At 41.9% G+C, this 25,246-nt stretch carries 22 protein-coding genes; 17 read left to right on the forward strand and 5 right to left on the reverse strand.

The window, feature by feature from the left end:
- Positions 1–23: 23 nt before the first annotated feature.
- From GPA07_RS05070 to GPA07_RS05080, 4 genes are all read left to right on the forward strand, one after another.
- Entirely contained in the window at positions 24–1,241 is a 1,218-nt protein-coding gene (locus GPA07_RS05070) for an NAD(P)/FAD-dependent oxidoreductase (protein WP_198303851.1), read from the forward strand.
- Positions 1,242–1,376: 135 nt separating this feature from the next.
- Complete coding sequence (locus GPA07_RS18600) at positions 1,377–1,502, forward strand: YuiA family protein (protein ID WP_167358863.1); 126 nt, start codon at positions 1,377–1,379, stop codon at positions 1,500–1,502.
- An 81-nt stretch (positions 1,503–1,583) separates the two neighbouring features.
- Positions 1,584–1,904 carry a YuiB family protein gene (locus tag GPA07_RS05075; protein ID WP_008357234.1) on the forward strand — a complete coding sequence of 107 codons (321 nt, stop codon included), beginning with the start codon at positions 1,584–1,586 and terminating at the stop codon, positions 1,902–1,904.
- Between the two features lie 98 nt (positions 1,905–2,002).
- Positions 2,003–2,647 (forward strand): 3D domain-containing protein, encoded by a 645-nt coding sequence (locus GPA07_RS05080; RefSeq protein WP_071168665.1) that lies wholly within the window; start codon positions 2,003–2,005, stop codon positions 2,645–2,647.
- A gap of 40 nt (positions 2,648–2,687) precedes the next feature.
- Here the strand turns inward: GPA07_RS05080 and GPA07_RS05085 are convergent, their stop codons facing one another.
- The gene (locus GPA07_RS05085) at positions 2,688–3,164 is read right to left on the reverse strand and encodes a divergent PAP2 family protein (protein WP_008346791.1); all 477 of its coding nucleotides are present in this window, start codon (positions 3,162–3,164) and stop codon (positions 2,688–2,690) included.
- Positions 3,165–3,494: 330 nt separating this feature from the next.
- Between GPA07_RS05085 and GPA07_RS05090 the strand changes: the two genes are divergently transcribed.
- Positions 3,495–4,985 (forward strand): leucyl aminopeptidase, encoded by a 1,491-nt coding sequence (locus tag GPA07_RS05090; protein ID WP_008357229.1) that lies wholly within the window; start codon positions 3,495–3,497, stop codon positions 4,983–4,985.
- A gap of 139 nt (positions 4,986–5,124) precedes the next feature.
- Entirely contained in the window at positions 5,125–6,453 is a 1,329-nt protein-coding gene (locus tag GPA07_RS05095; RefSeq protein WP_008357227.1) for a Na+/H+ antiporter family protein, read from the forward strand.
- A gap of 41 nt (positions 6,454–6,494) precedes the next feature.
- Here GPA07_RS05095 and GPA07_RS05100 read toward each other — a convergent pair whose 3' ends face one another.
- From GPA07_RS05100 to GPA07_RS05110, 3 genes are all read right to left on the reverse strand, one after another.
- Positions 6,495–7,091, reverse strand: coding sequence for a biotin transporter BioY (locus GPA07_RS05100; RefSeq protein WP_008357225.1), 597 nt, complete (start codon positions 7,089–7,091; stop codon positions 6,495–6,497).
- Positions 7,092–7,208: 117 nt separating this feature from the next.
- A complete protein-coding gene (gene ald / locus GPA07_RS05105) occupies positions 7,209–8,345 on the reverse strand; it encodes an alanine dehydrogenase (RefSeq protein WP_071168666.1) in 1,137 nt (378 codons plus the stop codon).
- A gap of 110 nt (positions 8,346–8,455) precedes the next feature.
- Positions 8,456–9,685 (reverse strand): sporulation transcriptional activator AdeR, encoded by a 1,230-nt coding sequence (locus GPA07_RS05110; RefSeq protein ID WP_008357220.1) that lies wholly within the window; start codon positions 9,683–9,685, stop codon positions 8,456–8,458.
- A 405-nt stretch (positions 9,686–10,090) separates the two neighbouring features.
- On the opposite strand from GPA07_RS05110, the gene GPA07_RS05115 reads away from it, so the two are divergent.
- From GPA07_RS05115 to GPA07_RS05150, 8 genes are all read left to right on the forward strand, one after another.
- On the forward strand, positions 10,091–10,384 hold the full coding sequence (locus GPA07_RS05115; protein WP_003213769.1) for a WXG100 family type VII secretion target: 294 nt from the start codon (positions 10,091–10,093) through the stop codon (positions 10,382–10,384).
- A gap of 95 nt (positions 10,385–10,479) precedes the next feature.
- Positions 10,480–10,719 carry an ESX secretion system protein YukD gene (locus tag GPA07_RS05120; RefSeq protein ID WP_003213579.1) on the forward strand — a complete coding sequence of 80 codons (240 nt, stop codon included), beginning with the start codon at positions 10,480–10,482 and terminating at the stop codon, positions 10,717–10,719.
- Between the two features lie 14 nt (positions 10,720–10,733).
- On the forward strand, positions 10,734–12,041 hold the full coding sequence (essB, locus tag GPA07_RS05125) for a type VII secretion protein EssB (protein WP_157292134.1): 1,308 nt from the start codon (positions 10,734–10,736) through the stop codon (positions 12,039–12,041).
- 51 nt (positions 12,042–12,092) lie between these two features.
- Complete coding sequence (essC, locus tag GPA07_RS05130) at positions 12,093–16,568, forward strand: type VII secretion protein EssC (RefSeq protein ID WP_157292135.1); 4,476 nt, start codon at positions 12,093–12,095, stop codon at positions 16,566–16,568.
- Positions 16,565–19,474 carry a type VII secretion protein EsaA gene (gene esaA, locus GPA07_RS05135; protein ID WP_157292136.1) on the forward strand — a complete coding sequence of 970 codons (2,910 nt, stop codon included), beginning with the start codon at positions 16,565–16,567 and terminating at the stop codon, positions 19,472–19,474. Before essC ends, esaA begins: the two co-directional genes overlap by 4 nt.
- Positions 19,464–19,952, forward strand: coding sequence for a type VII secretion protein EssA (gene essA / locus GPA07_RS05140; RefSeq protein WP_071168671.1), 489 nt, complete (start codon positions 19,464–19,466; stop codon positions 19,950–19,952). The genes esaA and essA overlap by 11 nt, the downstream gene beginning before the upstream one ends.
- A gap of 92 nt (positions 19,953–20,044) precedes the next feature.
- Positions 20,045–20,794 carry a (S)-benzoin forming benzil reductase gene (locus tag GPA07_RS05145; RefSeq protein WP_008357209.1) on the forward strand — a complete coding sequence of 250 codons (750 nt, stop codon included), beginning with the start codon at positions 20,045–20,047 and terminating at the stop codon, positions 20,792–20,794.
- Positions 20,795–21,136: 342 nt separating this feature from the next.
- Positions 21,137–21,670 carry an HD domain-containing protein gene (locus GPA07_RS05150; RefSeq protein ID WP_008357207.1) on the forward strand — a complete coding sequence of 178 codons (534 nt, stop codon included), beginning with the start codon at positions 21,137–21,139 and terminating at the stop codon, positions 21,668–21,670.
- Here GPA07_RS05150 and GPA07_RS05155 read toward each other — a convergent pair.
- On the reverse strand, positions 21,667–23,157 hold the full coding sequence (locus GPA07_RS05155; RefSeq protein ID WP_232532112.1) for an esterase/lipase family protein: 1,491 nt from the start codon (positions 23,155–23,157) through the stop codon (positions 21,667–21,669). The two genes, GPA07_RS05150 and GPA07_RS05155, sit on opposite strands and share 4 nt — an antisense overlap.
- A gap of 174 nt (positions 23,158–23,331) precedes the next feature.
- Here GPA07_RS05155 and GPA07_RS05160 point away from each other — a divergent pair, with 174 nt between their 5' ends.
- The 3 genes from GPA07_RS05160 to GPA07_RS05170 all read left to right on the forward strand — a co-directional run bounded on the left by GPA07_RS05160 (position 23,332) and on the right by GPA07_RS05170 (position 25,145).
- Entirely contained in the window at positions 23,332–23,568 is a 237-nt protein-coding gene (locus GPA07_RS05160) for a YuzF family protein (RefSeq protein ID WP_003213721.1), read from the forward strand.
- 183 nt (positions 23,569–23,751) lie between these two features.
- Positions 23,752–24,855 (forward strand): AI-2E family transporter, encoded by a 1,104-nt coding sequence (locus GPA07_RS05165; protein WP_157292137.1) that lies wholly within the window; start codon positions 23,752–23,754, stop codon positions 24,853–24,855.
- A gap of 68 nt (positions 24,856–24,923) precedes the next feature.
- On the forward strand, positions 24,924–25,145 hold the full coding sequence (locus tag GPA07_RS05170) for a spore germination protein (RefSeq protein WP_008357200.1): 222 nt from the start codon (positions 24,924–24,926) through the stop codon (positions 25,143–25,145).
- Positions 25,146–25,246 lie beyond the last annotated feature (101 nt).

The raw sequence follows: 25,246 nt of genomic DNA on the forward strand, positions 1-25,246 counted from the left end.
CAAATTTAAAAAAGGTGGATGTGATTCCAGTGAATAAACCGAAAATCGTTGTATTAGGTGCAGGTTATGGCGGATTAATGACTGTAACAAGATTAACAAAGCAGCTTGGCACAAATGATGCGGACATTACTCTTGTGAACAAGCATAATTATCATTACGAAACAACATGGCTACATGAAGCAAGTGCAGGTACACTTCATCATGACCGTTGTCGTTATCAAATCAAAGATGTGATTAACAGTTCCCGTGTCAATTTTGTTCAAGCGACAGTTGAGAGCATTGATAAGGAAGCAAAGAAAGTTGTGACATCAGATGGGGAACTTTCTTATGACTATCTTGTTGTAGCGCTTGGTGCTGTTCCTGAAACATTTGGTATTGCAGGACTGAAAGAACATGCATTCTCAATCTCTAACATCAACTCTGCTCGGCAGCTTCGTGAGCACATTGAGCTTCAATTTGCGACGTACAATAATGAAGCTGAAAAGCGTCCAGAGCGTCTAACCATCGTTGTTGGCGGTGCGGGCTTTACAGGTATTGAGTTCCTTGGTGAGCTTGGTAACCGTGTGCCTGAGCTTTGCAAAGAGTATGATATTGATCAAAAAGACGTGCGTATTATCTGTGTAGAAGCTGCACCAACAGCTCTTCCAGGGTTTGATCCGGAATTAATTGATTATGCAATGAACTACCTTCAAGGTAAAGGTGTTGAGTTCAAAATCGGTACAGCGATCAAAGAATGTACGCCTGAAGGCATCATTGTTGGAAAAGACGATGATACAGAAGAAATCAAAGCAGCAACAGTTGTTTGGGCTGCAGGTGTACGTGGTAACCCAATCGTTGAAGAAGCTGGTTTTGAAAACATGCGCGGCCGCGTAAAAGTATCTCCAGATCTTCGTGTACCAGAAAATGAGGATGTGTTCATCATTGGTGACTGTTCATTAATCATCAATGAAGAAATTAACCGTCCATACCCACCAACTGCACAAATTGCAATGCAGCAAGGTGAGACAGTAGCGAAAAACCTTGCAGCACTAATAAAAGGCGGTACGCTTGAAAGCTTTAAGCCAGACATCAAAGGAACAGTTGCTTCTCTTGGTGAACACGACGCTGTAGGTGTTGCGTTTGGTAAAAAACTTCAAGGAACAAAAGCTTCTGCAATGAAGAAAATCATCGACAACCGTTCTTTATTCATGGTTGGCGGACCTGGACTTGTTCTGAAAAAAGGAAAGTTCAAGTTCTTCTAAACACCAATAGACGAAAACGTGTATCTTCGTGATACACGTTTTTTTATGTTATACGGAATATTTTCTCACTTGGTACTGGACAGAAAAATATGTTATGATGAATTATCAGAAAATTTAGATTAAGGAGTGGGCAATATGAATGCACAAGCAAAAGAAAAAAAAGCAACCTGTCAATATTGTTCAGGTAAAGGATATTTTCAGTTATTGCTCGGCGGATCAGAAACATGTGAGGAATGTAAGGGGACAGGAGAGCAGCATTAATCTCACTGCTTTTTCCATTGATTGACTTCATCTCTCTTTCCAAGTTAAACTAATGATGGGATATTTGGGGGTGGAGATGAAGTGATCAGTTTACCAGTCGTTATCATTTCAGTTATTTTATTTTTCGTGTTATTCTTCGGCATTGGATTTTTGCTGAATATGCTGCTGAGAATGTCATGGATTATGGCGATTTTATATCCAATTGTATGCCTTTTCATTATCAATAATCAAAAGATGATCGCTTATATAAGAGAACCAGGTATCGCTTTTTCAGGGATAGGAGACCGCATCGTCTCACTCGCTGCGGCAGATATCATCATTTTATTAAGCGGTTTAATTGGTGCCATTGCCTCAGGCTTTGTCATCAAGGCACTTCGAAAAAGAGGTTATCAAATGTTTTAACTCACTTGTTTACACGCAAGTGGGTTTTTTGTTTCTCCTTTGCATAGATTCCATTTGGTTTGGAAACAAATAGATGGGTAGAGGAGTGACAAATAGAAATGAAAACATGGATGAAACGATTGTTCATGACAGCCCTATTTATGCTTGCTTTGATGACGAGCTTTACGGGCATATCTGGCGTAGAAGCAAGCGACTTAGCAACATGGGTGAAAAAGACCAATGCGGGCAAGCAAGTATCTTCTTTTTTTCAACATCCAAAAAGGCAAACGATGGCGGTTAAAAGTGACGACTTGCGAGCGGTGTCTCTCGAAGAAGCATTTAATTGGAATGATTATCCGAAGCAAAAGGTTGTCGCCACAGGCTATACAGCGGGTGTAGAATCAACAGGTAAGACGAAGGAACACCATGCATATGGCATTACATATTCAGGCGTCAAAGTAAAACGTGATTTATATTCAACCGTGGCAGCGGACCCATCTGTCTTTCCGATTGGAACTGTCCTGTTTATCCCAAACTATGGCTATGGAGTGGTCGCAGATACCGGTAAAGCGATTAAAGGTCATAAACTGGATTTATATTATGAAACGGTTGATGATGTGTATAGAGAATGGGGTAAAAAAGTGCTGGACGTGTATGTGATTAAAAAGGGAGAAGGAAGGCTAACGGAAAAAGACTTAAATCAGCTGAATGAAGCAGAATCGATGCAAGTGTTCCGGCAGCAGTTTCAAGCCAATAAAGAATAAAAAAGCTTTGGATCTCAAAAGGTCCAAAGCTTTTTCGTTTCTACATGAAGTAATAGTCTAAGATGAGTGTGAGCAAGATTCCAGTTAGGCCACCGAAGAAAACCTCAATCGGCTTATGCCCAAGAAGCTCTTTCAATTTCTTTTGCTTCTCTTTTTCTTCCGCATTTGGGAAGTTCTTTGCCTCGGCAACAAACCGGTTAAAATCCGTGACCAGTTTGTTTAGGACAGTTGCCTGTTCTCCTGCCTGTCTGCGAACACCTGTCGCATCAAACATTGTAATAATAGCAAAGATGGCGGAAATGGCAAAAATAGATGTTCCTAGCCCGTGCTCTAAAGCAACTGCTGTTGAGAGTGCTGTTACTGCTGCGGAGTGTGAACTTGGCATTCCGCCTGTGCTTGTGATGAGCGACCAATCTAGGCGTCTAGAAATGATAAATTGAATAGGTACTTTTACAAATTGTGCAAAAAAGATGGCTGCAAGACTGGCAAGCAGCGGAAAATTCGTCAGTACGCTCATGAACAAGAAACATCCTCTCTTTAAGAAAAATCGTGTGAAAAAATGAAGTGTTAACCCTAGTAAGATAAAAAATGATGGCAGTAAGAACTGTTGCCAAGTCCATGTTTATTATAACATTAAAGAAAGTAGAAGTGGAGAACGAGGAGAACGAGGAGAACATGAACAGGCGGCTATCGAAGGCCGTCACGTTTTCATCATGCCCTTCCGTGAGTCAAAATATAAATGTTCATGAAGAGAAGACAGGCTGGCAATGATCGTATAGGTACGCAAATTTTGATATAATGGAAGTTCCAATGTGAAATATGGAGTTCATTGAAGGAGCGTGTGATAATGTTTTTCTCAACAAATGAGTTGCAACATAAAGATACACTGGCCATCGGACTTTTTCAAAAGAGCCAATTATCAGGAAAAGCAAAAGAAATGGATGAATTACATGGAGGAAGAATCACTGAATTATTAAAAGAAGGCGATATTTCTTCCAAACGAAATCAGCTTTCGAAATTTTTCCCATCCCCTGAAACAGGCATTAAACGCATTTATTTTGTCGGTCTTGGGAAGGAATCAGATTATACGTTTGAAGAGGCAAAAGAAGTCTTTGCACATTTATTTAAAAAGCTTCATCAAGATAAAAAGCAAGCGGTTTCGGTCTTGCTTGATACGTTCATAGGAAAGGATCTGCCTGTTCAAGATGCAGCCCATGCCCTTTCTGAAAGCTGCCTCTTAGCTACATATGAATTACAAGATTTTAAACATAAAACGAATGAACCCGATCGCTTTATCGAGTTTGTCTATGCTACGACAGATCATGATACGGCTGAAATTCAGGCTAGTCTGAAAGTAGGCGAAGTCTACGGACAATCCGTCAATTCGGCTCGTACCCTTGTGAATATGCCGCCGAACATGCTCACGTCCTCTGACCTTGCTTCCTATGCGGCAGAGCTTGCTTATAAATATGAATTCGAGATTGAAATTTTAGATAAAGAACAAATGGAAGAGCTCGGGATGGGTGGTATTTTAGCCGTCAATAGAGGCTCGACGGAACCACCAAAGCTGATTGTATTGAAATATCAAGGCAAGGAAGAATGGACAGACGTCATTGGGCTTGTTGGGAAAGGCATTACGTATGATACAGGCGGATATTCATTAAAGCCAAGAGCAAGTATGGTCGGCATGAAAACAGATATGGGCGGATCAGCTTCTGTTTTAGGCGCAATGGAAATTATCGGTGAACTTCGTCCAGAGCAAAATGTGATTGCTGTTATTGCGTCAACAGATAATATGATTTCAGCAGACGCCATGAAGCCAGATGATGTGATTGTGTCATTGAGCGGTAAAACAATCGAAGTGCTCAACACGGATGCAGAAGGACGTCTTGTTTTAGCAGATGGTGTGACATATGCGAAACAGCATGGTGCCTCTGTACTTGTGGACGTGGCGACATTAACAGGCGGTGTCATTGTAGCACTTGGGAATGAGATAACAGGCGTGATGACCAATAATGATGAACTGTATGGACAGTTTAAAGAAGCATCAGAAGAATGTGGTGAAATGATTTGGCAGCTGCCAATCACTGAAAAAGATAAAAAGCGAGTGCGAAACAGCAAAATGGCTGACCTCAATAACTCACCAGGCCGTGATGGTCATGCGATCATGGCAGGTGCATTTATTGGGGAATTCGCTGAAGACACCCCTTGGGTTCACTTAGATATTGCAGGAACAGCCACGACAGAAAAACCTTCATGCTTTGGGCCAACAGGAGCAACAGGCGTGATGGTGAGATCAATAGCGACATTTGTAGAACGATTTGAAGCAAAGAAATAAAGACTGAAGCTCTGCCAGACGGCAGAGCTTTTTATATAGGACATACGCCATTTGACGAAGTAAATTTTGTATGGTAACATACGTTGGTACTTTAATTATCTACTACATTAGTAAACTAAAGGATTTCGGGGGTTTCACCATGAATGCAGTTGTTTTAGCGGTTGTTTTAATGTTGGTATTGAGCTTGCTTCGAGTCAATGTCGTGATTGCGCTGGCACTTGGCGCTTTAGCGGGTGGACTTGCAGGTGGATTAGGTCTAGGAGGAACAGTTGAAGCCTTTACTGACGGACTTGGCGGAAATGCGACAGTGGCAATTAGTTACGCTCTTTTAGGGGCATTTGCAGCGGCGCTGACCAAAACGGGTCTTCCTGATGCCATGGTCGAAGGAGCAGTAAAGCTTCTAGGAAAAGAAGGCGATTCAAGAAGAAAAACATTATCAAAAGTGCTCATTATTCTGGTCATTTTGATCGTATCTTGTTTTTCTCAAAACGTCGTTCCTGTTCATATTGCTTTTATTCCGGTCTTAATCCCGCCATTATTAAAGGTGTTTAATGAGCTTCAAATCGACCGCAGACTGCTGGCGTGTGTTATTACCTTCGGACTCACTGCACCATATATATTACTTCCGGTCGGTTTTGGTCAGATTTTCCACGGGATGCTTCGTGACAATATGAAGGAAGCTGGTTTGACAGTGAACTTAGCCGATATTCCATATGCGATGCTGATTCCTGTAGGTGGCATGGTTCTCGGATTGATCGTTTCACTTTTGGTGTATCGTAAGCCAAAAGTATATGAGGATCGTGACATTACGGATGTAGAAAAATCAGCGTATACGAAGAAAAGTCTGCTCTATGCTGTACTTGCTATCCTTGTTTCATTAATTGTCCAGCTATATCTCTCTCAAAGCCTGGGAGTAGAAGGAATGATTTTCGGTGCACTTGCAGGATTGCTTGTCTTGTTTGTAACCGGCATGATGAAACGTGATGAAGCAGACGAGCTGATTACATCTGGAATGAACATGATGGCATTTATCGGCTTTGTCATGCTTGTCGCAGCTGGATTTGCCAATGTGTTAACGAAAACGGGAGATATTGAATCTCTCGTCAAGGCATCTTCTCAATTTATCGGAAACAACCAAAGCTTAGCAGCCATTTTGATGCTGCTAGTTGGCCTGTTAGTCACAATGGGCATCGGGTCATCATTTGCAACGATTCCGATTATTACGACCATCTTTGTTCCACTTTGTTTACACTTAGGGTTTAGCCCAATGGCAACCATTGCAATTATTGGTTCAGCTGCGGCTGTAGGAGATGCAGGGTCACCTGCAAGTGACAGTACCCTTGGACCGACATCTGGGCTGAATATGGATGGACAGCATCACCACATTTGGGGTACATGTGTCCCAACATTTATCTACTATAATATCCCGCTTGTTGTGTTCGGCTGGCTTGCGGCAATTATCCTATAATATGAAAAGGTTCCTCTATATGAAGGAACCTTTTTTGATCTTTAAGAGACTGTTTGTTCTTTTCGAAAGGATGTGGCTTTTGAAACAGAACGATAAATTTTAGGTGCCAGCATGGCAAGGACAATCGTCAAAGCGTAGTCTTTGACCATAAACCAGATCATGAAGAACCACGTTGTTTGATAAGAGATTGGTGCATGTAACCAAACATTTAACGCGATGTACATATAGGTTGTTCCGACCACATACATCACAGTCGTGCCAGCAATGGCTGCAAGCAAAAAGCGGCCAAAGCCAGGGTGTTGTCTCTTTTCAAGAATGAATCCGGCAAGCCAGGCAGCAGGAATGTACGATAACACAAAGCCGCCGCTTTTACCTAAAATGACACCAAGGCCCGCAGAGAATTGTGCGAATACAGGTGCGCCAGCCATTCCAACTAAGGCATAGACAATCATGGCTAATGCACCAAGACGTCTGCCTAGCAAAAGACCAGCAAGCACACAAAAAAACGGCTGCATGGTGAGCGGGATACCGCCGACCTGTAAAAACGGTACGATTGATGTAATATTGGCTCCTATAGCCATCAGTGCAGCAAACATTCCGACTAGCACAAAGTCAGCCGTTCTTGTCTTCTTTTGCATGATGTTTCCCCCTGTCTTATCTGTACAAATAGATTAAGGGGAAGAAGGTCTTTTGTCAACTTTTTTTTATTTCAGGTTAACAATAAAGCCCGCTCCTGAAAAGGGCGGGCTAGGATATTAAGCTTCAGTCATAGAAGATGTATCAAGGACTTTACTGACAGGCACATATTCATAGCCGAGATCACGAGCGACGGCTTCATAGGTGATATGTCCGTTCATCACATTGACGCCTGCTGCGATCGCATTGTTTTCTTTAATGGCTTTTATAGCACCTTTATTTGCAATTTGCAGTGCATAAGGAACGGTGACATTTGTTAAAGCAACAGTCGATGTTCTCGGAACTGCGCCTGGCATATTGGCGACAGCATAATGTAAAATACCGTGTTTTTCATAAGTAGGCTGATCATGTGTTGTGATATGATCGACTGTTTCTACAATCCCGCCTTGGTCAATGGCTACATCGACAATAACAGAACCAGGCTTCATTTGTTTCACCATTTCTTCTGTTACAAGGGTCGGTGCTTTGGCACCTGGAATGAGAACCGCACAAATGAGAAGGTCTGCCTCCCGCACTGAATCTGCAATGTTGACAGGATTAGACATCAACGTTTTCATTTGATGACCAAACTGATCGTCCAGCTGACGTAATCGCTCCGCGTTTAAATCAATGAGTGTTACATCTGCACCAAGTCCGATGGCCATTTTCGCTGCATTTGTTCCAACAACACCGCCACCTATAATGGTGACTTTACCTCTTGATACCCCTGGCACGCCTGCGAGCAAAATGCCTTTCCCGCCTTTTGGCTTTTCTAAAAATTGGGCACCAATCTGAGCGGCCATTCTGCCCGCCACTTCAGACATTGGCGTTAATAGAGGAAGTGATTTTCCATCTGTTACCGTTTCATAAGCAATGGCTGTCACGCCTTTTTGTTTTAATGCTTCAGCCAAGGAGGGCTCTGCCGCAAGATGCAGGTACGTAAATAAGATAAGGCCTTCTCTAAAATACGGATATTCTTCTGGTAATGGTTCTTTTACCTTCATAATCATATCAGAAGATGCCCACACATCTTTCGCTTGATCAAGGATCTTTGCACCAACAGATACATAATCGTCATCAGTGAATCCGCTTCCAGAACCAGCGTTTGTTTCAATCAAAATCTGGTGTCCAGCAGAAAGCAATTGAGAAGCTGCTCCTGGTGTTAATGCCACTCGGTTTTCATTGTTCTTAATCTCTTTCGGAATGCCGATGATCATGTTTATTCCTCCTATGCTTATCTATTGATATTGTATGTCTAGTGTATCCTGAAAGTTTAGAAAATTCTTCGGTTGAATGAAAAAATTAAAAAACGCCTCTTTGTGAAATTTCACAAATGGACGTTTTTTAGCTTCATATCAAGATAAATGGTCATTTTCTCATTCATGTTTTTTAAATCAATTTCTGCAATGTCTGTAATCCGCTTCAGCCTGTAATTCAGTGTGTTGATATGAATATTTAATTGCTTTGCGGCGATATTGGCGTTGCTGTCACAATCAATAAACCGTTCCAGGGTCTCAACTAGGTTGGAATGGTGCCTTATGTCGTAATCCTCCAGCTTTGATAAAGAGTAACTGGAATAAGACGAGCCCTTTCGCTTTTCAGCAAGTACATCTAAATATTGATAAATCCCAAGTTCAGAAAAACTGTTTAAACGCTCCGTTTCAACAGGAAAGCGTTCTTTTGTTTTTAATACAGCAAGTGCTTCTTTATAGGATGGCTGTATATGCGTGATATGGTCGTAAATTCCACCAATGGCCGCTTGAACGTGATGGATGTGATACCGATCAGACAGCTGTTGTAGCATGCTGTTTGTGAATTGTTTGATATCCTGAAGCGGGTGTTCCGTTTTTGGTGAGACAAGAATAATGAATTCGTGAAAATCAACAGTCGTTAAGAGCACCTGCACTTGCTGCGTTGTTTCAAGCAGATAGGAGAGTTTCTTTTCCGTTTCCTCTGTGAGCTCGTCACGTAGGCGAAAGATGATAATGGCATACGTATCCGGACATCTTATGCCGAGCCTCAAAAAGAGATCAAGTATCTCATCCTTTTCATGAATATGACCTGTGAGCATCTTCCAAAAAAGCTCCTGATTGCGTTCCTCTGTTTTCGTTTTTCGAATTTGTAAATTAAGTAATTTGTTTTTCACGGCATGTGCTGCCATTTTGAGCAGGTCCATGTCCTCATCTGAGAAAGGCTGCTCGGATTCAATTGCCCAAATAAATCCGAGCACTTCTTGGTCCTTCCATATCGAAATGGCGACCCTGCTAGATAAACCCACCTCTGCAATTTGAGGGACACGAAGCGGTTCATCTGTTTTCAGGAGTGTAGGAATAATGCCGTCCTTCCAAAGCCGATTAATGACTTTTTCCGGTACACGGCGGGAGATAATGGTTGAAGTTCTGGCGGGATCAGTGAAATCATTGTGTGTGCTATAGGCTAGTAATCGATGATGAGTATCTTCTATAGTAATAGGGCAATTGAGCACATCACTAATTTGGTCTGCCACATCCTCTAAACGATCAAGGCTATACTTAAACGGATCTGTCTTTTTTGTCATAAAAACCCCTGCTTTTTTCGAATATTTCACGTACTTACATTATGAAGAAAAACAGGTGCGTAAATCAATAAAAAAAATGCCATAAACTTAAAAAACAGAAAGCTCTAGAAGAGAGTACACTGGAGGTCAGTGGGGATGAAAAAGAATAGTACAATAATAACGTAGTAAAAAATCAATAGACGAAAAGATTCATCGAATCTGCCCAACGCTTATTAAGGATATATGACCAATAAAATGTTAAATACTAGATAAAGAGCGAAAAAACAGTAATTCTATAGACTCATTTTGTAAAATAAAAACAGATTTGTTTGACTGTGTATCATTTCTGTTTTTATAATAATAACGTCAAAAAATAAGTGGATTAGCCCATTATATGGCGGCTATGCACGGGAGGTAATGAGGAATATGTCAGGAATTATTCGCGTAACCCCAGAAGAACTAAGAGCGACCGCTAAGCAATATGGTGTTGAAAGTCAAGAAGTGTTAAACCAAGTTGATCGTCTAAATAGAATGATCTCTGATCTTAAAGGAATGTGGGAAGGTGCTTCTAGTGAAGCATTCGCTGATCAATACGAACAGCTAAAGCCTTCATTCATCAAAATGTCTGATCTATTAACAGATGTCAGCAATCAGCTTGATCAAACTGCAAATACACTTGAAAGCACTGACCAAGACATCGCAAGCCAAATCCGCGGCTAATCAAAGTGATTTCCTTTCTAAGTGTGAAAAGCAGAAAAAGCGCCGAGTCTGTCAGTTGATGCCGGCGCTCTTTCTATTTTGTGAGGTGGAAATTTGTGTATATCGATATTACCATCGACTTAAAAAATTATGATGGCAGTGTGTTTGATTTGAGACTATCAAATTATTTACATATTAAGCAAGTCATTCATATCGCCTGGCAGGCCAAACAAATCTCACTGCCAAAGCGAGAAGGCGGATGGGTGCGTGTAGTTAATAAGAAAGCTGTGTTTTCAGGCGAATATAAGCTGTCAGACTGTGGGATCACCACAGGAGACAGGCTGGAAATACTATGAAAGGACTTTTGTAAATGGCAGATAAAAAGAGTTCCTATTTAGAAGAACAATTAGAAGCAGTCATGAAAAAAGAGGAAGGCACTTACACCTTCATTTTTCAAAGAGAGACAATTAAACTCTTAGACGGTTTAGAAGCGGCGCCAATTAAAGACATCAATCCTTCGTTTAAAAAAGACATTCAATTAACCGAAGGTGAGGTCATCATTTCGATTCAACCGCCTCCTGCCTATCAGGAATTTCGTTTCATCCATGCAAAGGATGAAAAAAGCAAATGGATTTTTTCATACCAGCTTGTCGATGCAGTGTGCAAACACGATGTGAAGCGGCTGCATCCTATTGTTTCTCCTGAAAACATTGTTTTTCATCAAGGGTTAGCGCCAGCATTTTTGCATTACGGGGTCAAAGAAAGCATCCCGCCATATGAAACCGATGAGCATCGCCTCTTAAAAGAGGTCAAAGCCGTCATTCTTCGAGTGGTTGACCATCAATATCAGTTTCAAGAATATTTGGCTTATCATGATACGTTGAAATTATCCGAGCTGGCAAAGGAAATCAGTGATACAAAGTCTCTTGAAGAATTGTCCGCCTTGATTCAACAAAAAATCAAAGCGATCGAAGCAAAAGAAAAGACGCTGGTAACCATTCCAAAAAAGAAATGGAAGCTCGAACGATATATTGGACTTGGTCTTCTGGTCCTGTTGATTCCTGCATTGGTGTATACCATTTACACGTTCTTTTTCGCCATGCCGAAACAAGAAGCGTATGTGGAAGCAAACAAATATTATCTCAACAAACAGTACAGCCAAGTGGTGGATACGCTCGAAAAATACAAAGCTGATCAAATGCCAGTCTCTCTTCAATATGAACTGGCCATTTCGTATGTGCAGACGAACCAAGGCAATCTATTACTCGATCAGCACAAAAAAGAAATCACGGAAACATATACATTGCAGACAGATCCGCAATACTTCCTTTTCTGGATTCACATTGGACAAGGCAATAGCAAGGAAGCTCTTGATATAGCAAGGGTACTCGGGGACGACCGATACATATTCACAGCACTTGTCGCCTACCGTAATGACATTCAAAACGATGACAGCCTTTCTGCTGAAGAAAAACAAAAACAGCTAGATCCAATCATTAAAGAAATGGCGAAATATGAAGAAGAAACAACGGAGACAAGCACCAATGACTCCTCAGAAACGAGCCAAACAGATGATTCAGCTGAACAAGAGCAGTCAAAAGCCGATCAGGAGAAAAAAGAGAAAGAATCTGATTCAAATAAGAAAACCTCTCAGACGAAAAAAGATGAGAAAAAATAATTCTTTCGATACAACTGACAGTTGGTGCTGTCCGATGAGGAGGTGGAGCGTTTGAGTCTTCTTTGGGTTTTTTATGAGGAGAATTATCAAACCGTCCGTTTAGATGAGCAGTTCAATCGTGAAGCCGTGATTGGACCTGAAATAGAGCATACCGTAACGATCCCTTCCCTTTCATTTGATGAAGGGACGATTCGTTTATCTCCAGAAGAATCAAATGACGGTTTTTCAATATACCAAGGAGAAACGAAGAAAGGAACATTACGTCCAAATGAGCCGTGTCAGATTGGAACACTCACTCTCGTGTTAATGGAGGCACATCATGATCAGCACATTTATTACCTAGGAAATAGAGTTGAGGTGTCTTTTTCACGTGAGGAGAAAGATGAGGTTGATGTGTGGAAAGAACAAGCTCATGCGATGTTTCAAGATGCCAAACAGTTTACTTTAGAACAAGTTGAAGGAACTTGGTATGTCATGCCTGAGGATGAGACGATTTATGTGAATGGGAAACAAATTCACGGTCCAGAGAAGGTTCATGCCGGAGACGAGCTGTTCTGGAACTTTTTGACGGTTAGATTTCAAGATGATGATTTATTGCAAGTGACAGCATTCGAACCATTTCAAACACGTTTAGAAAAAACAAGACCACCGAGTACCGAAACGAAACAAAGATACCCTTTATACAGACGAACACCGCGTTTGATTTACGATCTGCCAGATGACCGGGTTTCATTTAGCTTTCCTTCACAGGAAACTGAACATAACGGCAGAGGGCTTTGGCTTGTGGTCCTCCCGCCGCTTGTCATGCTGCTTGTCATGGGGATCGTTGCCCTTATACAGCCGCGTGGAATCTTTATTGTCGTGTCGATGGCGATGTTTATTATGACGTTAATTACATCGTCTGTTCAATACTTTAAAGAGAAGTCACAGCGTAAAAGACGGGAAGAGAAACGACAGCGGGTTTACTCGCTTTACTTAGAAAATAAGCGAAAAGAACTGCAGGAGTTATATGACCGTCAACAATTTATTCTCACGTATCATTATCCATCATTCGAACAAATGAAGTACTTGACGTCAGAAATCAGTGGGCGGATTTGGGAAAAGACCCTTGTCAGTGATGATTTTTTACAGCTGCGTCTTGGGACAGGTGCAGTTCCCTCAAGCTATGAATTATCGACAAGCGGCGGCGATATGGCCAATCGTGACATTGATGACTTAATGGAGCAAACGCAGCACATGCAAAATGTCTATCGAGAGGTAAAGGATGTACCGATTACATTCGGTCTTGCGGACGGCCCAACCGGATTAATAGGAAAACCGGCAATTGTCAAAAATGAGCTTCATCAGCTTGTTGGCCAGCTGGCTTTCTCGCACAGTTATCATGATTTGAGGTTTGTTTTTATCTTTAATGAACAGGAGTATGAGCATTGGGAATGGATGAAATGGCTGCCGCACTTCCAACTGCCTCATACATACGGTAAAGGATTTATTTACAACGAACAAACACGCGATCAGCTTTTATCTTCTATTTATGAAATTTTACGTGAGCGTGATTTAGAGGAAGAGAAAGAGAAGAAAATCTTTACGCCTCACTTTGTGTTCATCGTGACAAACCATGAACTCATTGCGGAACATGTCATTTTAGAATACTTAGAAGGCAGCCGAACAGATTTAGGCATCTCGATTATCTTTGCGGCAGAAACAAAGGAAAGCTTAGCTGAAAATATCTCAACGCTTGTCCGTTACATTAACGAAGAAGAAGGAGATATTCTCATCCAACATAAGAAGGCTGTCCGGATTCCATTTCAGCTTGATACACATCAGCGTGAGGATAATGAGCTGTTTGCCAGAACACTAAGAACATTAGATCATCAAGTCGGAATGACCAACTCGATTCCAGAAACAGTCTCATTCCTTGATTTATTTCATGCCAAACAGGTAGAGGACATTGGCATTCGTGAAAAGTGGCTGACATCTGAAACAGCAAAATCATTATCTGTGCCAATCGGTTATAAAGGAAAAAACGATATTGTCGATTTGAACCTGCATGAAAAAGCACATGGTCCGCACGGTCTGTTAGCTGGGACAACCGGATCAGGGAAAAGTGAATTTTTACAGACGTATATTTTATCTTTGGCTGTACACTTTCACCCACATGAGGTTGCTTTCCTGCTCATTGATTACAAAGGAGGCGGAATGGCGCAGCCGTTCCGAAATATTCCGCATTTACTTGGTACCATCACAAACATTGAAGGCAGCAAGAACTTTAGTGAAAGAGCGCTTGTCTCTATTAAAAGTGAACTGAAAAAACGTCAGCGATTGTTTGATCAGTATCATGTGAATCACATCAATGATTATACGAAGCTCTATAAAGAGAAAAAGGCTGAACAGGCGATGCCTCATTTGTTCTTAATCTCTGATGAGTTTGCTGAACTAAAAAGTGAAGAGCCTGACTTTATTAGAGAGCTTGTCAGTGCCGCACGTATCGGGCGAAGCCTCGGTGTCCATCTCATTTTGGCCACACAGAAGCCTGGCGGGGTCATTGATGATCAAATTTGGAGTAACTCCCGCTTTAAGGTGGCATTAAAGGTACAAGATGCGTCAGACAGTAAGGAAATTTTGAAAAATAGTGATGCGGCGTCGATTACCGTCACAGGTCGGGGATATTTACAAGTTGGAAACAATGAGATCTATGAATTATTCCAATCGGCTTGGAGCGGTGCACCGTATATGGAGGATGGCTACGGGTCAGAAGATGACATTGCGATTGTGACCGACACTGGACTGATTCCGTTATCAGGGGTCAGCACAGAGCCAGCAGTGAAAAAAGAGACAGTGACGGAAATTTCCGCTGTTGTGGATGAAATTGAAAGAATGCAGCAGGAGCTTGGAATTGAGAAACTCCCAAGTCCATGGCTTCCACCGCTTGGAGAGCGTATTCCGAAAACGCGTTATGCGTCGAGTGAAGAGCATGTCTTCCATTTCGCACTTGTCGATGAGCCAGATCAGCAAAGCCAGCATCCACTTTCGTATCAAATGATGGAGGATGGGAATATTGGCATCTTCGGGTCATCCGGCTACGGCAAATCACTTGCGGCCACAACACTGCTCATGAGCTTTGCTGAGAGGTATTCACCTGAAGAATGGCATGCGTATATTTATGACTTCGGTAACGGTACGTTGCTTCCGCTCGCCAAACTGCCGCACACGGCGGATTATTTCTTAATGGATCAAATGAGAAAGATTCAAAAGTCGATGAAGCGTCTTCGTGAAGAGGTTGAATATCGCAAGCGTTTATTCAGACAGCAGGAAATGAGTCATATCAAAATGTACAACGCTTTGAATGAGAAAAAGCTTCCGTTCATCTTTATCGTGATTGACAACTTTGACATTGTCAAAGACGAAATGCATGAACTCGAATCTGAATTTATCCAGCTGAGCCGGGATGGACAGTCATTAGGCATTTACTTCTTGATCACAGCAACTCGTGTAAACGCAGTACGCCAATCGCTCATGAACAACTTGAAAACAAAGATTGTTCATTACTTAATGGATCAAGGAGAGGCATATTCCATTATTGGCAGACCGAAATTCAGCTTAGAGCCGATTCCAGGTAGAGTCATTATCAACAAGGAAGAGCTTTACTTTGCGCAAATGTTCCTGCCAGTTGAAGGAGAGAACGATCTCGAATTGTTTGAACATCTGAAGCAAGAGATCCAGCTTCTTCATGACCGCTTCCAAGACGCTGAAAAACCAAAGCCTGTGCCAATGCTGCCTGATAAGCTGACCGTTTGGGAGCTTGAGAGTCGTTTAGATGATCAAAAACAGCCTTATGACATTCCAGTAGGATTAGATGAGGAATCTGTGGCACCAGTATACTTTGATTTGAAAAAGAATAAACACTGCCTCATTATTGGGCAAACGCAGCGTGGGAAAACAAATGTAACAAAACTGCTGCTTGATCAGCTGTTAGCGGCAAAGCCAGAAAAGCTGGCTGTCTTTGATTCGATTGATCGTGGACTTTCTTACTATGCAAAAGAAGAGAACATTGATTATCTTGAGACCAAGGATGATATCTCCAAATGGGCAGAGGAAATGGACCGTTTATTCAAGGTGCGTGAAGAGATGTATGTCGAAGCTGTGCGCCGGGGAGAAACTGATCAGCTGTCATTTGCTCAAGTTGTGCTCGTGATCGACGGCATCACACGTTTTCAGCAAACTATCGATCCGCGCCTTCAAGATCAATTGGCTGATTTCATGAAGTCTTATGCACACCTAGGCTTTAGCCTGATCGCATCAGGAAATCATACCGAATTCAGTAAGGGCTATGATGCACTCACAAACGAAATCAAACAAGTTCGTCATGCCATGTTACTCATGAAAAAATCAGAGCAAAACATCATACCGCTTCCGTATGCAAGACAAGAACCAGAGATTCAGCCAGGCTTCGGCTATTTGGTTGAAAACGGAAAAGAGAAGAAAATCCAGGTTCCTTTATGTGCGGTAGAAAGGAAGAGTGTTCAATGACAGAGCAGCAAAAAAGCTCCATCAAAATCGTGTCCACCATGATACTGATTCTCGTTTTGCCGGTTTTATTTTTCCATCTCATTGGAGATGATCCGGCAAAACAAAAGAAGAATGCTACGCGTAATATTGCAGTGGTCAATGAGGATATGGGAGCGAGCGAAAGTGAAAACACCGCTCGTTTCGGACAGGATGTGGTGGCAGCATTATCAGAGCGTCCAGATTACACATGGACGGTCGTCAATCGCAGTGCGGCGGAAAATGGACTGAAAAATAGAAAGTACGATGCTGTCCTCTATATTCCGTCTGACTTCTCTAAAAATGTGCTGAGCTATGATAAAGAACATCCTGAAAAGGCATCCATTCAATTTTCGATTCAAGATCAGCTCAATGCAGTGAATAAAGAAAAAGTGCAAAGAGAGCTGGAAAATGCTCAAAAGAAAATGAACGAACAGATGTCGACCTTATACTGGAGTTTTGTATCACAGGAAATCGGCAATGTCAGAGAAGAATTTGAGAATATTGTCGGCAAAGAAGTCGAATTCCAAAACACGATGTATAACTTCTATAAGCCCAACTCAAACAAACTATCTGATGCCGTCCAGCAGCAGAAGAAACAAATAGAAGACTTAAAAAAGGCGATGGCCGATTCACAAAAACAGTATAAAGACGGCTTAAGTACAACAGAAGAAGCGAAGAGTCAGCTAAAGGATTTTGTGAAAGTAGTGGACCAATATAAGCAGTATCAGGAGAAACAAAAGGATCTCCTGATCAAAGCGCAATCTACAAGCAAAAAACAAATCCAGCAAGGACTCAAACAGCTTGCGGAGATTCAAAATCTAAATGCCCGCAGCTTTAGCGAGCAAATGGGCGGACTAAAAACAGATATCAACGGGGTGCAAAGTCAGCTGAAAACAACTGACAGTGCAATTCAATCTGTTCAGAAGTCGAGGGAAGACGCAATTCCTAAGCAATCGACGGGATTAACTAAGCTTGTTCAGGAGTCTCAGGAAGAATTGATTAAAAACTATGAAGATCAATATCTTTCATATATGGGCGATACAATTACTCCGTTGCAAGAGCAATTGAAAGCTTCAAGAAAGGCATTGCTTGAAGCAGAGAAACCGAAAGAGGATCCGAATGAGGATTCGAATAATCAAGATGAGGACCAAAAAGATTCGTCAGACGGTTTGAAAATCGATCTTGAAGAAGAGACGAAGGAATTAACTGAAATCTCAACAGAAATAAATCAAGTGGCAGATGAGTTGTCAGGAAATGAAGAAACGACACCTACTCCTGAAAATGGTGGAGAAAATCCAGACCAAACTGGGGAAACCAAATCAACGTCAGTTCAATCAAGAGAGCAACTAAAAGCACTGTCCCTAAAATTAGAAGAAGTGAAAAAGAATATCGAGGAGAAAACCAAAGCTCATAACGATCAATTACAAGGAAAAGTCGATCTTTTGAGTAAAGAACTAAAATCTTTAACAGATAAAATAGAAAAACTAGAAGAAAAAATAATAAGAATAGAAACTAGTAACAATAAAAACATAAGTGATATAAAGAAATCCATTATCAAACAAGAGTCTTCTATTACAAGAAAATTAGAACGAATAGAAACAACTCAATCTCCATTAAATCAATATACATCAAAAATGGATAAACTTGGGGGCTTCGATACAAATTCAGAAAATGCATCAGAATTATTAAAGTATTCAAATGAATTAGCACAGTATGAAGCATTACTTAACAGCTTCTACACACAGAAGAATACATCTTCTTTGATTGACACGAAACCAGATGAAATCCAGTCCATCCTTTCCATCAAAAAAGAAGAAACGGAAAACTGGGATACACTCAAAAATCAAATGCTCACGTCAAACGATGATGTGTCTACTTTTATTGATGAGATGCAAAAATTTTCGGACGGCTATGCGGCATACATTTCGACTCAGCAGGCAAGCATGGAACAGGAATTAAATGCAATTTCTGAAAGTGCGGACCATGTAGCTGAGCAAATGGCTGATCAAGGAGATGCGGTGTATACGGCAGACCTTGCAGGCAGTTCGATTGTTGTGAGTGCACAGGATTCAATTGGTCAGGAAGTGCTTCGTCTTTCTGAAAATATGAGTTCGTTAACTGACCGTCAAAAAGGGGTGGCAGATTATACGAATAACATTGAAGAGAGTGTCACAACGGTTCAAGAAAAAGCGGACACACTGAACGAAAACTGGAGCAAGAATGTCCACTCTACGAAACTTGTTCAGCAAGATTTAAATGGTATTTTAGGTAATACATTAAGCGACCAAGGCGACAGCAACTATGTGTATAACCACTTAGCGAACCCGTTGAAGATTAGCGGAGACGTCCCTGAAGAAAAAGCGCAGACTGTACCGCCAGTGGTGATTTTGGTCATTGTGATGATCAGCAGTTTGTTGATTGGCTTTTTTAGCTCGTATTATGCCGCGGCTCCAATGCTGGTGAAAGGTGCTCTGTTTGGCATTTTGAATCTTTTAGTCGGGCTGATGATCAGCCTGTTTGGACTCAACATTTACAAACTTGCAGATGATCAAGCCATTCAATGGTCGATCTTCACGATTCTGCTGCTAGTGGCGTGCTCTGCCTTTATTCGCACGGCCTTCCTTTTCGGTTCCATTGCCGGATGGATGGCAGCAACGGCGCTTATTTTCTTCTTTGTCGCACCGTTAATTGATTTGGTCATGCCGAATTTCTACTTTACAAATCCCGTGACCGACGTGTATTTGTCCATCCAATATGGAAATGGAGATAACTTCGGCATAGGCATCACAGGGCTGTTGATTTTAACTGTCTTGTTAATGGTCATACCACTTGTGAAAAGGCTATGGAAAGATCAAACAGAGGAACGTGATGTGACTCATGAGGCTTAACCTATACGTCAAAGGGATGGCACTTGGTGTCATATCCCTTTTTCTCCTCATCCCTGCTGCTTTTGCTGCTACAGGTGAAGATACGGATACGAATGTCAAGCCGAATGAATATCAAGAAAAGGATCTCAATATTAACTCAAGTATATTGAGAGATCAAACGAAATACGAACAAAGCAAAACAACATCAAAAGTCAAAACAGACATTCATTTTGCTGAACCGCCTAAAACCTCTGGCGGCCAGCTTTCGCCGCAGCTGTTCAGTGATCTGAAAGAAAATCCGCCTAAAACGCCAGCTCGTATGATGAAAGAGATCAACATCTCTTTTAGTGATTCGGCTGTATCAGCACCTATTGCCGATGATCATGAAAAGCAGAGATCGGCGCTTCTTCCGACCATTTTTGGGATCTTGATAGCATGCGGCATCATAGTGATGGTTATCCTCATTCCAAAGGTGAATGTGAAGACGGAAAAGAAATAGCCTGCCTCTTTAAAAGGGGCAGGCTTTTCTTTATGCAGATTGCTTGATGTCATGCTGAATCACTACGTAAAATAGGAGTATTAAGGGAGGAGATGACCATTCGAATTTCAATCGTTACAGGAGGATCAAAAGGATTTGGACTAGCACTTGTGAAAAGGCTTCTTTCACGAGGGGACCACGTGTTCACATCTGCAAGAAGTGCGGCTCCGATATCTCATCCGCACCTCACACATACACAGGTCGACCTCACAGATGAGGAAGCGGCTGCCAAGTGGCTTCAGGATATATTGTCATCACAAACACTTGAAAAGGCTGATGACATCTTGTTTGTCAATAATGCAGGAATGGTGACCCCTATAAAACGGGTAGGGCAAGGAGGACAGGATACGCTTCATCGGCATTATACGCTGAATCTTATGATGCCTGTCTTACTGAGTCATATGTTTGTTAGAGAGACACAATCCTTTAAAGGGAAGAAAACAATCGTTCATCTTTCCTCTGGAGCGGCTAAAAATCCGTACAAAGGCTGGAGCGCCTATTGCAGCTCAAAAGCAGGGCTTGATATGTTTATGAGAACTTTACATGAGGAACAGCAAGACGAAGCGCATCCTATCACCACATTTTCCTTTTCACCTGGGACGATTGATACGGATATGCAAGGAGAGATTCGGAAAGCCTCCAAGCAGGACTTCGAACAAATTGAACGGTTTCAGCAATTATATGAAACAGGTACGCTAAAGAGCCCGGATGAAGTCGCCGGTATTTTGCTCGACCTTCTAGCGGATGAGCCTGCTGGCGGTTGTGTATACGATGCGCGTGAGTATGGAAAAAAGCAGTCATAACGACTGCTTTAGCGTGTAGACAAACCCTCGCATTCTGTGTCAGTCCTGCGTGCTGGTGCTCACGAATGTCAAATTCGCTCCGCGCCAGTACTCGTCCTTCCTAGACTGCAAAGGTTTTCATGTCACGCTGAAAAGAAGACAAAGGGCTAAAATAAAGATCATTTTAGCCCTTTGTCAACAATCTGAAAGCAGTCATAACGACTGCTTTTTTCGTATTGTACAAGCAAAGACAGCTTGTATCGCATAAGCTAATCTTGAAGCTCATAGGAAATATGACAGAACATTTGAGTTTCTTTTCGGAATATGTTAGGATGCTAAAAATATAGATAAGGAGGGGTTTCCATGAGAAAGGTTACGTTAATGGATGTTTATACCCATCCAGTCGCTCAAAAATATTTAAATCGTTCAGGGAAAGCCCATGCGATAGCTTGTGCTTATCACGCATTCAAATTGGCGATGAAGGCTGGAATTAACCCAGATCTTGCTGTGAAAGCAGCACTCTTGCATGACATCGGCCACTATGAATGGTATACAGCGGGCGGAGAATGGGATTACGAGACATATAGACGGAATGATATTCATGCCATTAAAGGCGCAGAGCGGGCACATAAACTGCTGATACGGCTCGGTGAGGAACCAAAAGCAGCCAAAGATATTGCGCTGGCCATTCTGCTTCATACGGATTCCTATTTGCCAGAGGGCGACCTGCATAAGGACACACTCCAGCAAATAGTGAAAAAAGCAGATGAAATGGATGAAGAGCCTGGCGGACACCATCATTACAGACAAATAGATGAATCACTCGCACTACAAAAAATTGCTGAATTGGATGAGAAGGTGCAGCAGGCGCTTCAGCCCATGAAACGATCTGTTTAATATGGAATGTCTCCATGAATCGTTCCATGCTGATCGACATACAATGTGCGAATAACAGTACGGTTAAACGCAGAATTCCCTGACGCAGTGAGACCTGTGTAATGAACCGTGACGGAATAAGCACCTTGTTTTTTCAATTGAACGGCTGATGAAGAGCTCGTTTTCAGTGGATGATCCTCTTGTGCATCCTGAACATAAACGGTCTCTACTGTCTTACTGATCCGTTTAATCAGGCTGCTCGAATGTGTCGATGCATCTCCTGATTTCGCTGCAGCTATTTTGATCTCTTCATTTAACGGTGAGTCAAAGGACACAAGCAGCAAATAAGGTGCCTTTTTCCCTGAATTCGATCGAATCGTCCATTTTCCAGGAACGGGTTTATTGATTTGTACATGGTGTGAATATGCGCCTTCATATGGAAATGATGCATCTGATGTCGTAAGGTTCGTTAAGACATCTCCATTTGGGGCGACAATTTCAAGACTTGATTCTTTCTGTTCATTTAACCACTGGATCGATAAGCCATTCGTTCCTTCCTCTACATAGAACGCTTCTGTTTTCTCCTTTTCGCTTTCCCCGCCTTTTACATAAATGTCTGTATTCAGCTCATCAGAGACAGGCTCTTGATTCACTTCCTCTTCAAGATCATCACTTGTGGTACTTGCCAGCAGCTGATGCTCGAATACGGGGAACATGCTTGTGCCGTTTTTGATCGAAAAGTGATCCCATTTTCCTGTTAGAATATTGTTTGCATACGAGAGCCTTGTGCTGCTGACCGTAACAGCGCCATCGTTTGCACCAAAGCTCTTTAAATACATGCCGCCTAAATAAAGCACGCCTCCAAAAGTTCCCCATTCTGAACCAGAATAGGTCACATATTTATTGGGGAACGTCTCCAGCCGGTCGGTTTCACTTCGAAAAGCCGCCATAAGACCGGTTTGCAGAGAATAGAGCGCCTCGCTTTTTTGTCCAAGGATTTGCGCAAGCCAGCTCCCGCCCTTGCTATAGGCTAAATCCGCAAGCGGCGTTCCATAATGAGGGGAGCCGAGTGTGATGACCTTATCTACATATGGATGGGCATTGTAATACACAAGTGCGGCCTGCGTATCCACTCCGCCTTTACTATGACCGATCACAATAAGCTTTCTACCAAAAAAATCATAGATTTCTTTTAGTTTTTCTGCTAATAGTTTGCCATTCGTTTTCATGTCCTGATCTGGATACAAATCTATGAATGCGCTTTCGTATCCATTCAGAACAGCTTGTTTTGCCATATCATTTTTATCAGACCATGTGGAGGAAGAGCTGTTGATGCCATGAACAAAAACAAGCGGGGGTTTTGACGTGTCTGTTTGAGCCGGCTCTTCTCCTTTAAACCACTTCCCTGGTGTACCAGGTGCATCTCCAATTGTGCCTGCGTGCGCATAACTTGCAGAGGATAGTAAGAGCATGACAGCAACGATACAGATTAATTTTTTCAAGATCATTCACCTCTTCAAATGATTTAAGATGTTGGCAGCACCAGTCTATTATACTTCTAAAAAATGTAAAAGAATATAATTTGTAAAAATATGGTATTAATGTTGTGGGTTTGCCGAGTGACACTCACATGGGTCATTGCATACGCTGTGGGTAAATACACAAGTAAAGGGGCAGGTAGGATGGCACAACAAGGAAGTCCACAGCTCGTTTCATTAGTTGATCCATATGTTTATCAAACATTGCAGAAAGTAGTCGGTATGAGATTGATTGTTCAAACAGTGAAAGATACAGTACGTGGAAAGTTGAAGGAAGTCATGCCGGATCATATTGTAATTGAGGCGGGGGCAAAATCAGTTTTTTATGTGCGGATCCAGCAAATCGTGTCGGTGATGCCTGATCACAGTGAAAGAGTGTAACAAGCAGACGCATAGGTGTCTGCTTTTTTCATGCTTATAGAATGTATATCTAGAAAAAGTGCATGATATACCAATTGTTCTTTTTTTTTCAAAAAATGTGGTTCTAAAACAAGAAGCAGTTGACAGAAGGTGGGTTGAATAGTAGTTTTTTAATAAGATCAATACGTAACAGGAGGAGCATCTTTGTTAAAATCTAAAGTTCATTTTTGGACATTCCAAATACTACTGGTTTTACTTATTGTGTATGTATCAACAAAGGTTTCGTTTTTATTTCAGCCGATCATTTTATTTGCATCAACCTTGTTTGTCCCTATCTTACTGGCAGGCATTCTCTTTTTCATTTTCAATCCAATTGTTCGGTTCTTATCGAAGAAGATTCCTAGGACGCTCGCCATTCTGATCATTTATCTCCTGTTCATCGGGCTCATCACATTCATTGTCAATGCTGTCGGCCCTGTCATTGTCACCCAGGTGGGTGGACTTGTTAAAAGCTTCCCTGGTTATGTGACGGATTTGCAGAAATTTATTAATGACTTTTCGCACTCCAAAACATTTACTTGGATGATGAACCAAGATTATGTGTCAGTTTCAAAGTTTGAACAGACGATCGTTTCGACATTAAAAGATTTACCGGAAAATATTGCTTCAAGTATGTCTGCGGTGTTTGGCGTGATTGCAAATATTGCCCTTGCCGTGATTACAGTTCCGTTCATTTTGTTTTATATGCTAAAAGACGGACATAAGTTTCCGGACAAGCTCGTTCAATTCTTGCCAGTGCCTTACCGCAAGGAAGGACTGAAAATCTTCAAAGAATTAAACGACACGCTTGCAGCTTACATACAGGGGCAGATTGTTGTATGTTTATTTGTCGGAGTTGCTTGTTTTATCGGATACTTATTGATTGGTGTAAAGTATGCGCTTATTCTCGGCATCATCATTGCGGTCACAAACGTGATTCCGTATCTTGGGCCATATCTTGGCGCGGCACCAGCTGTGCTCATTGCCTTTCTGGATTCCCCGGGAAAAGCGGTTGTAACAGTGATTGTGATACTTGTCGTCCAGCAAATTGATGGAAACGTGATTTCTCCATTGGTGATTGGGAAACGTCTGAACACACATCCATTGACGATTATCCTGCTATTAATTGGTGCAGGCAGCTTTGGTGGAATACTTGGCATGATCTTTGCTGTCCCTGTTTATGCTCTACTTAAAGCCATTACACTGAATATTGTCAGATTGGTTCAGCTGCGTCAGCGTTCTCGAAAAGAGCAGCATTTAAACGTCTAGGACAGATGCACAACTTTCCCCTATGTGCATAAGATGACTCACATAAGCAGATAGGGAGGAGAAGGAAGATGCCAGCAATTGTTGGACCCATTCATATTGAAGCTTTAGGCGGGAACGGTTCGGCTACTTTTGGTGATGTTCTAGCCATTGCCCCTTTGGCTGTAGATCACTCGACCGGCGGAGCGGGAGCTTTTAATTCAGGTGATTATATGTCCCTGACAAGTGATCCGAATGCCACCATGCTTTGGGACTTTACACTGTTTGGCCAGCCTCAATCATTTAATGCATAGAAAGACAGCTGATCATAAGACAGATCAGCTGTCTTTTTATGTTGGATAGACACGTATTGTTCCGCTAGGCATATGATGAGGGTAGTAAAGGTGGTGGGAAG

This window comes from Bacillus sp. ms-22, from assembly GCF_009759805.1.
Taxonomy (GTDB): domain Bacteria; phylum Bacillota; class Bacilli; order Bacillales; family Bacillaceae; genus Bacillus; species Bacillus xiamenensis.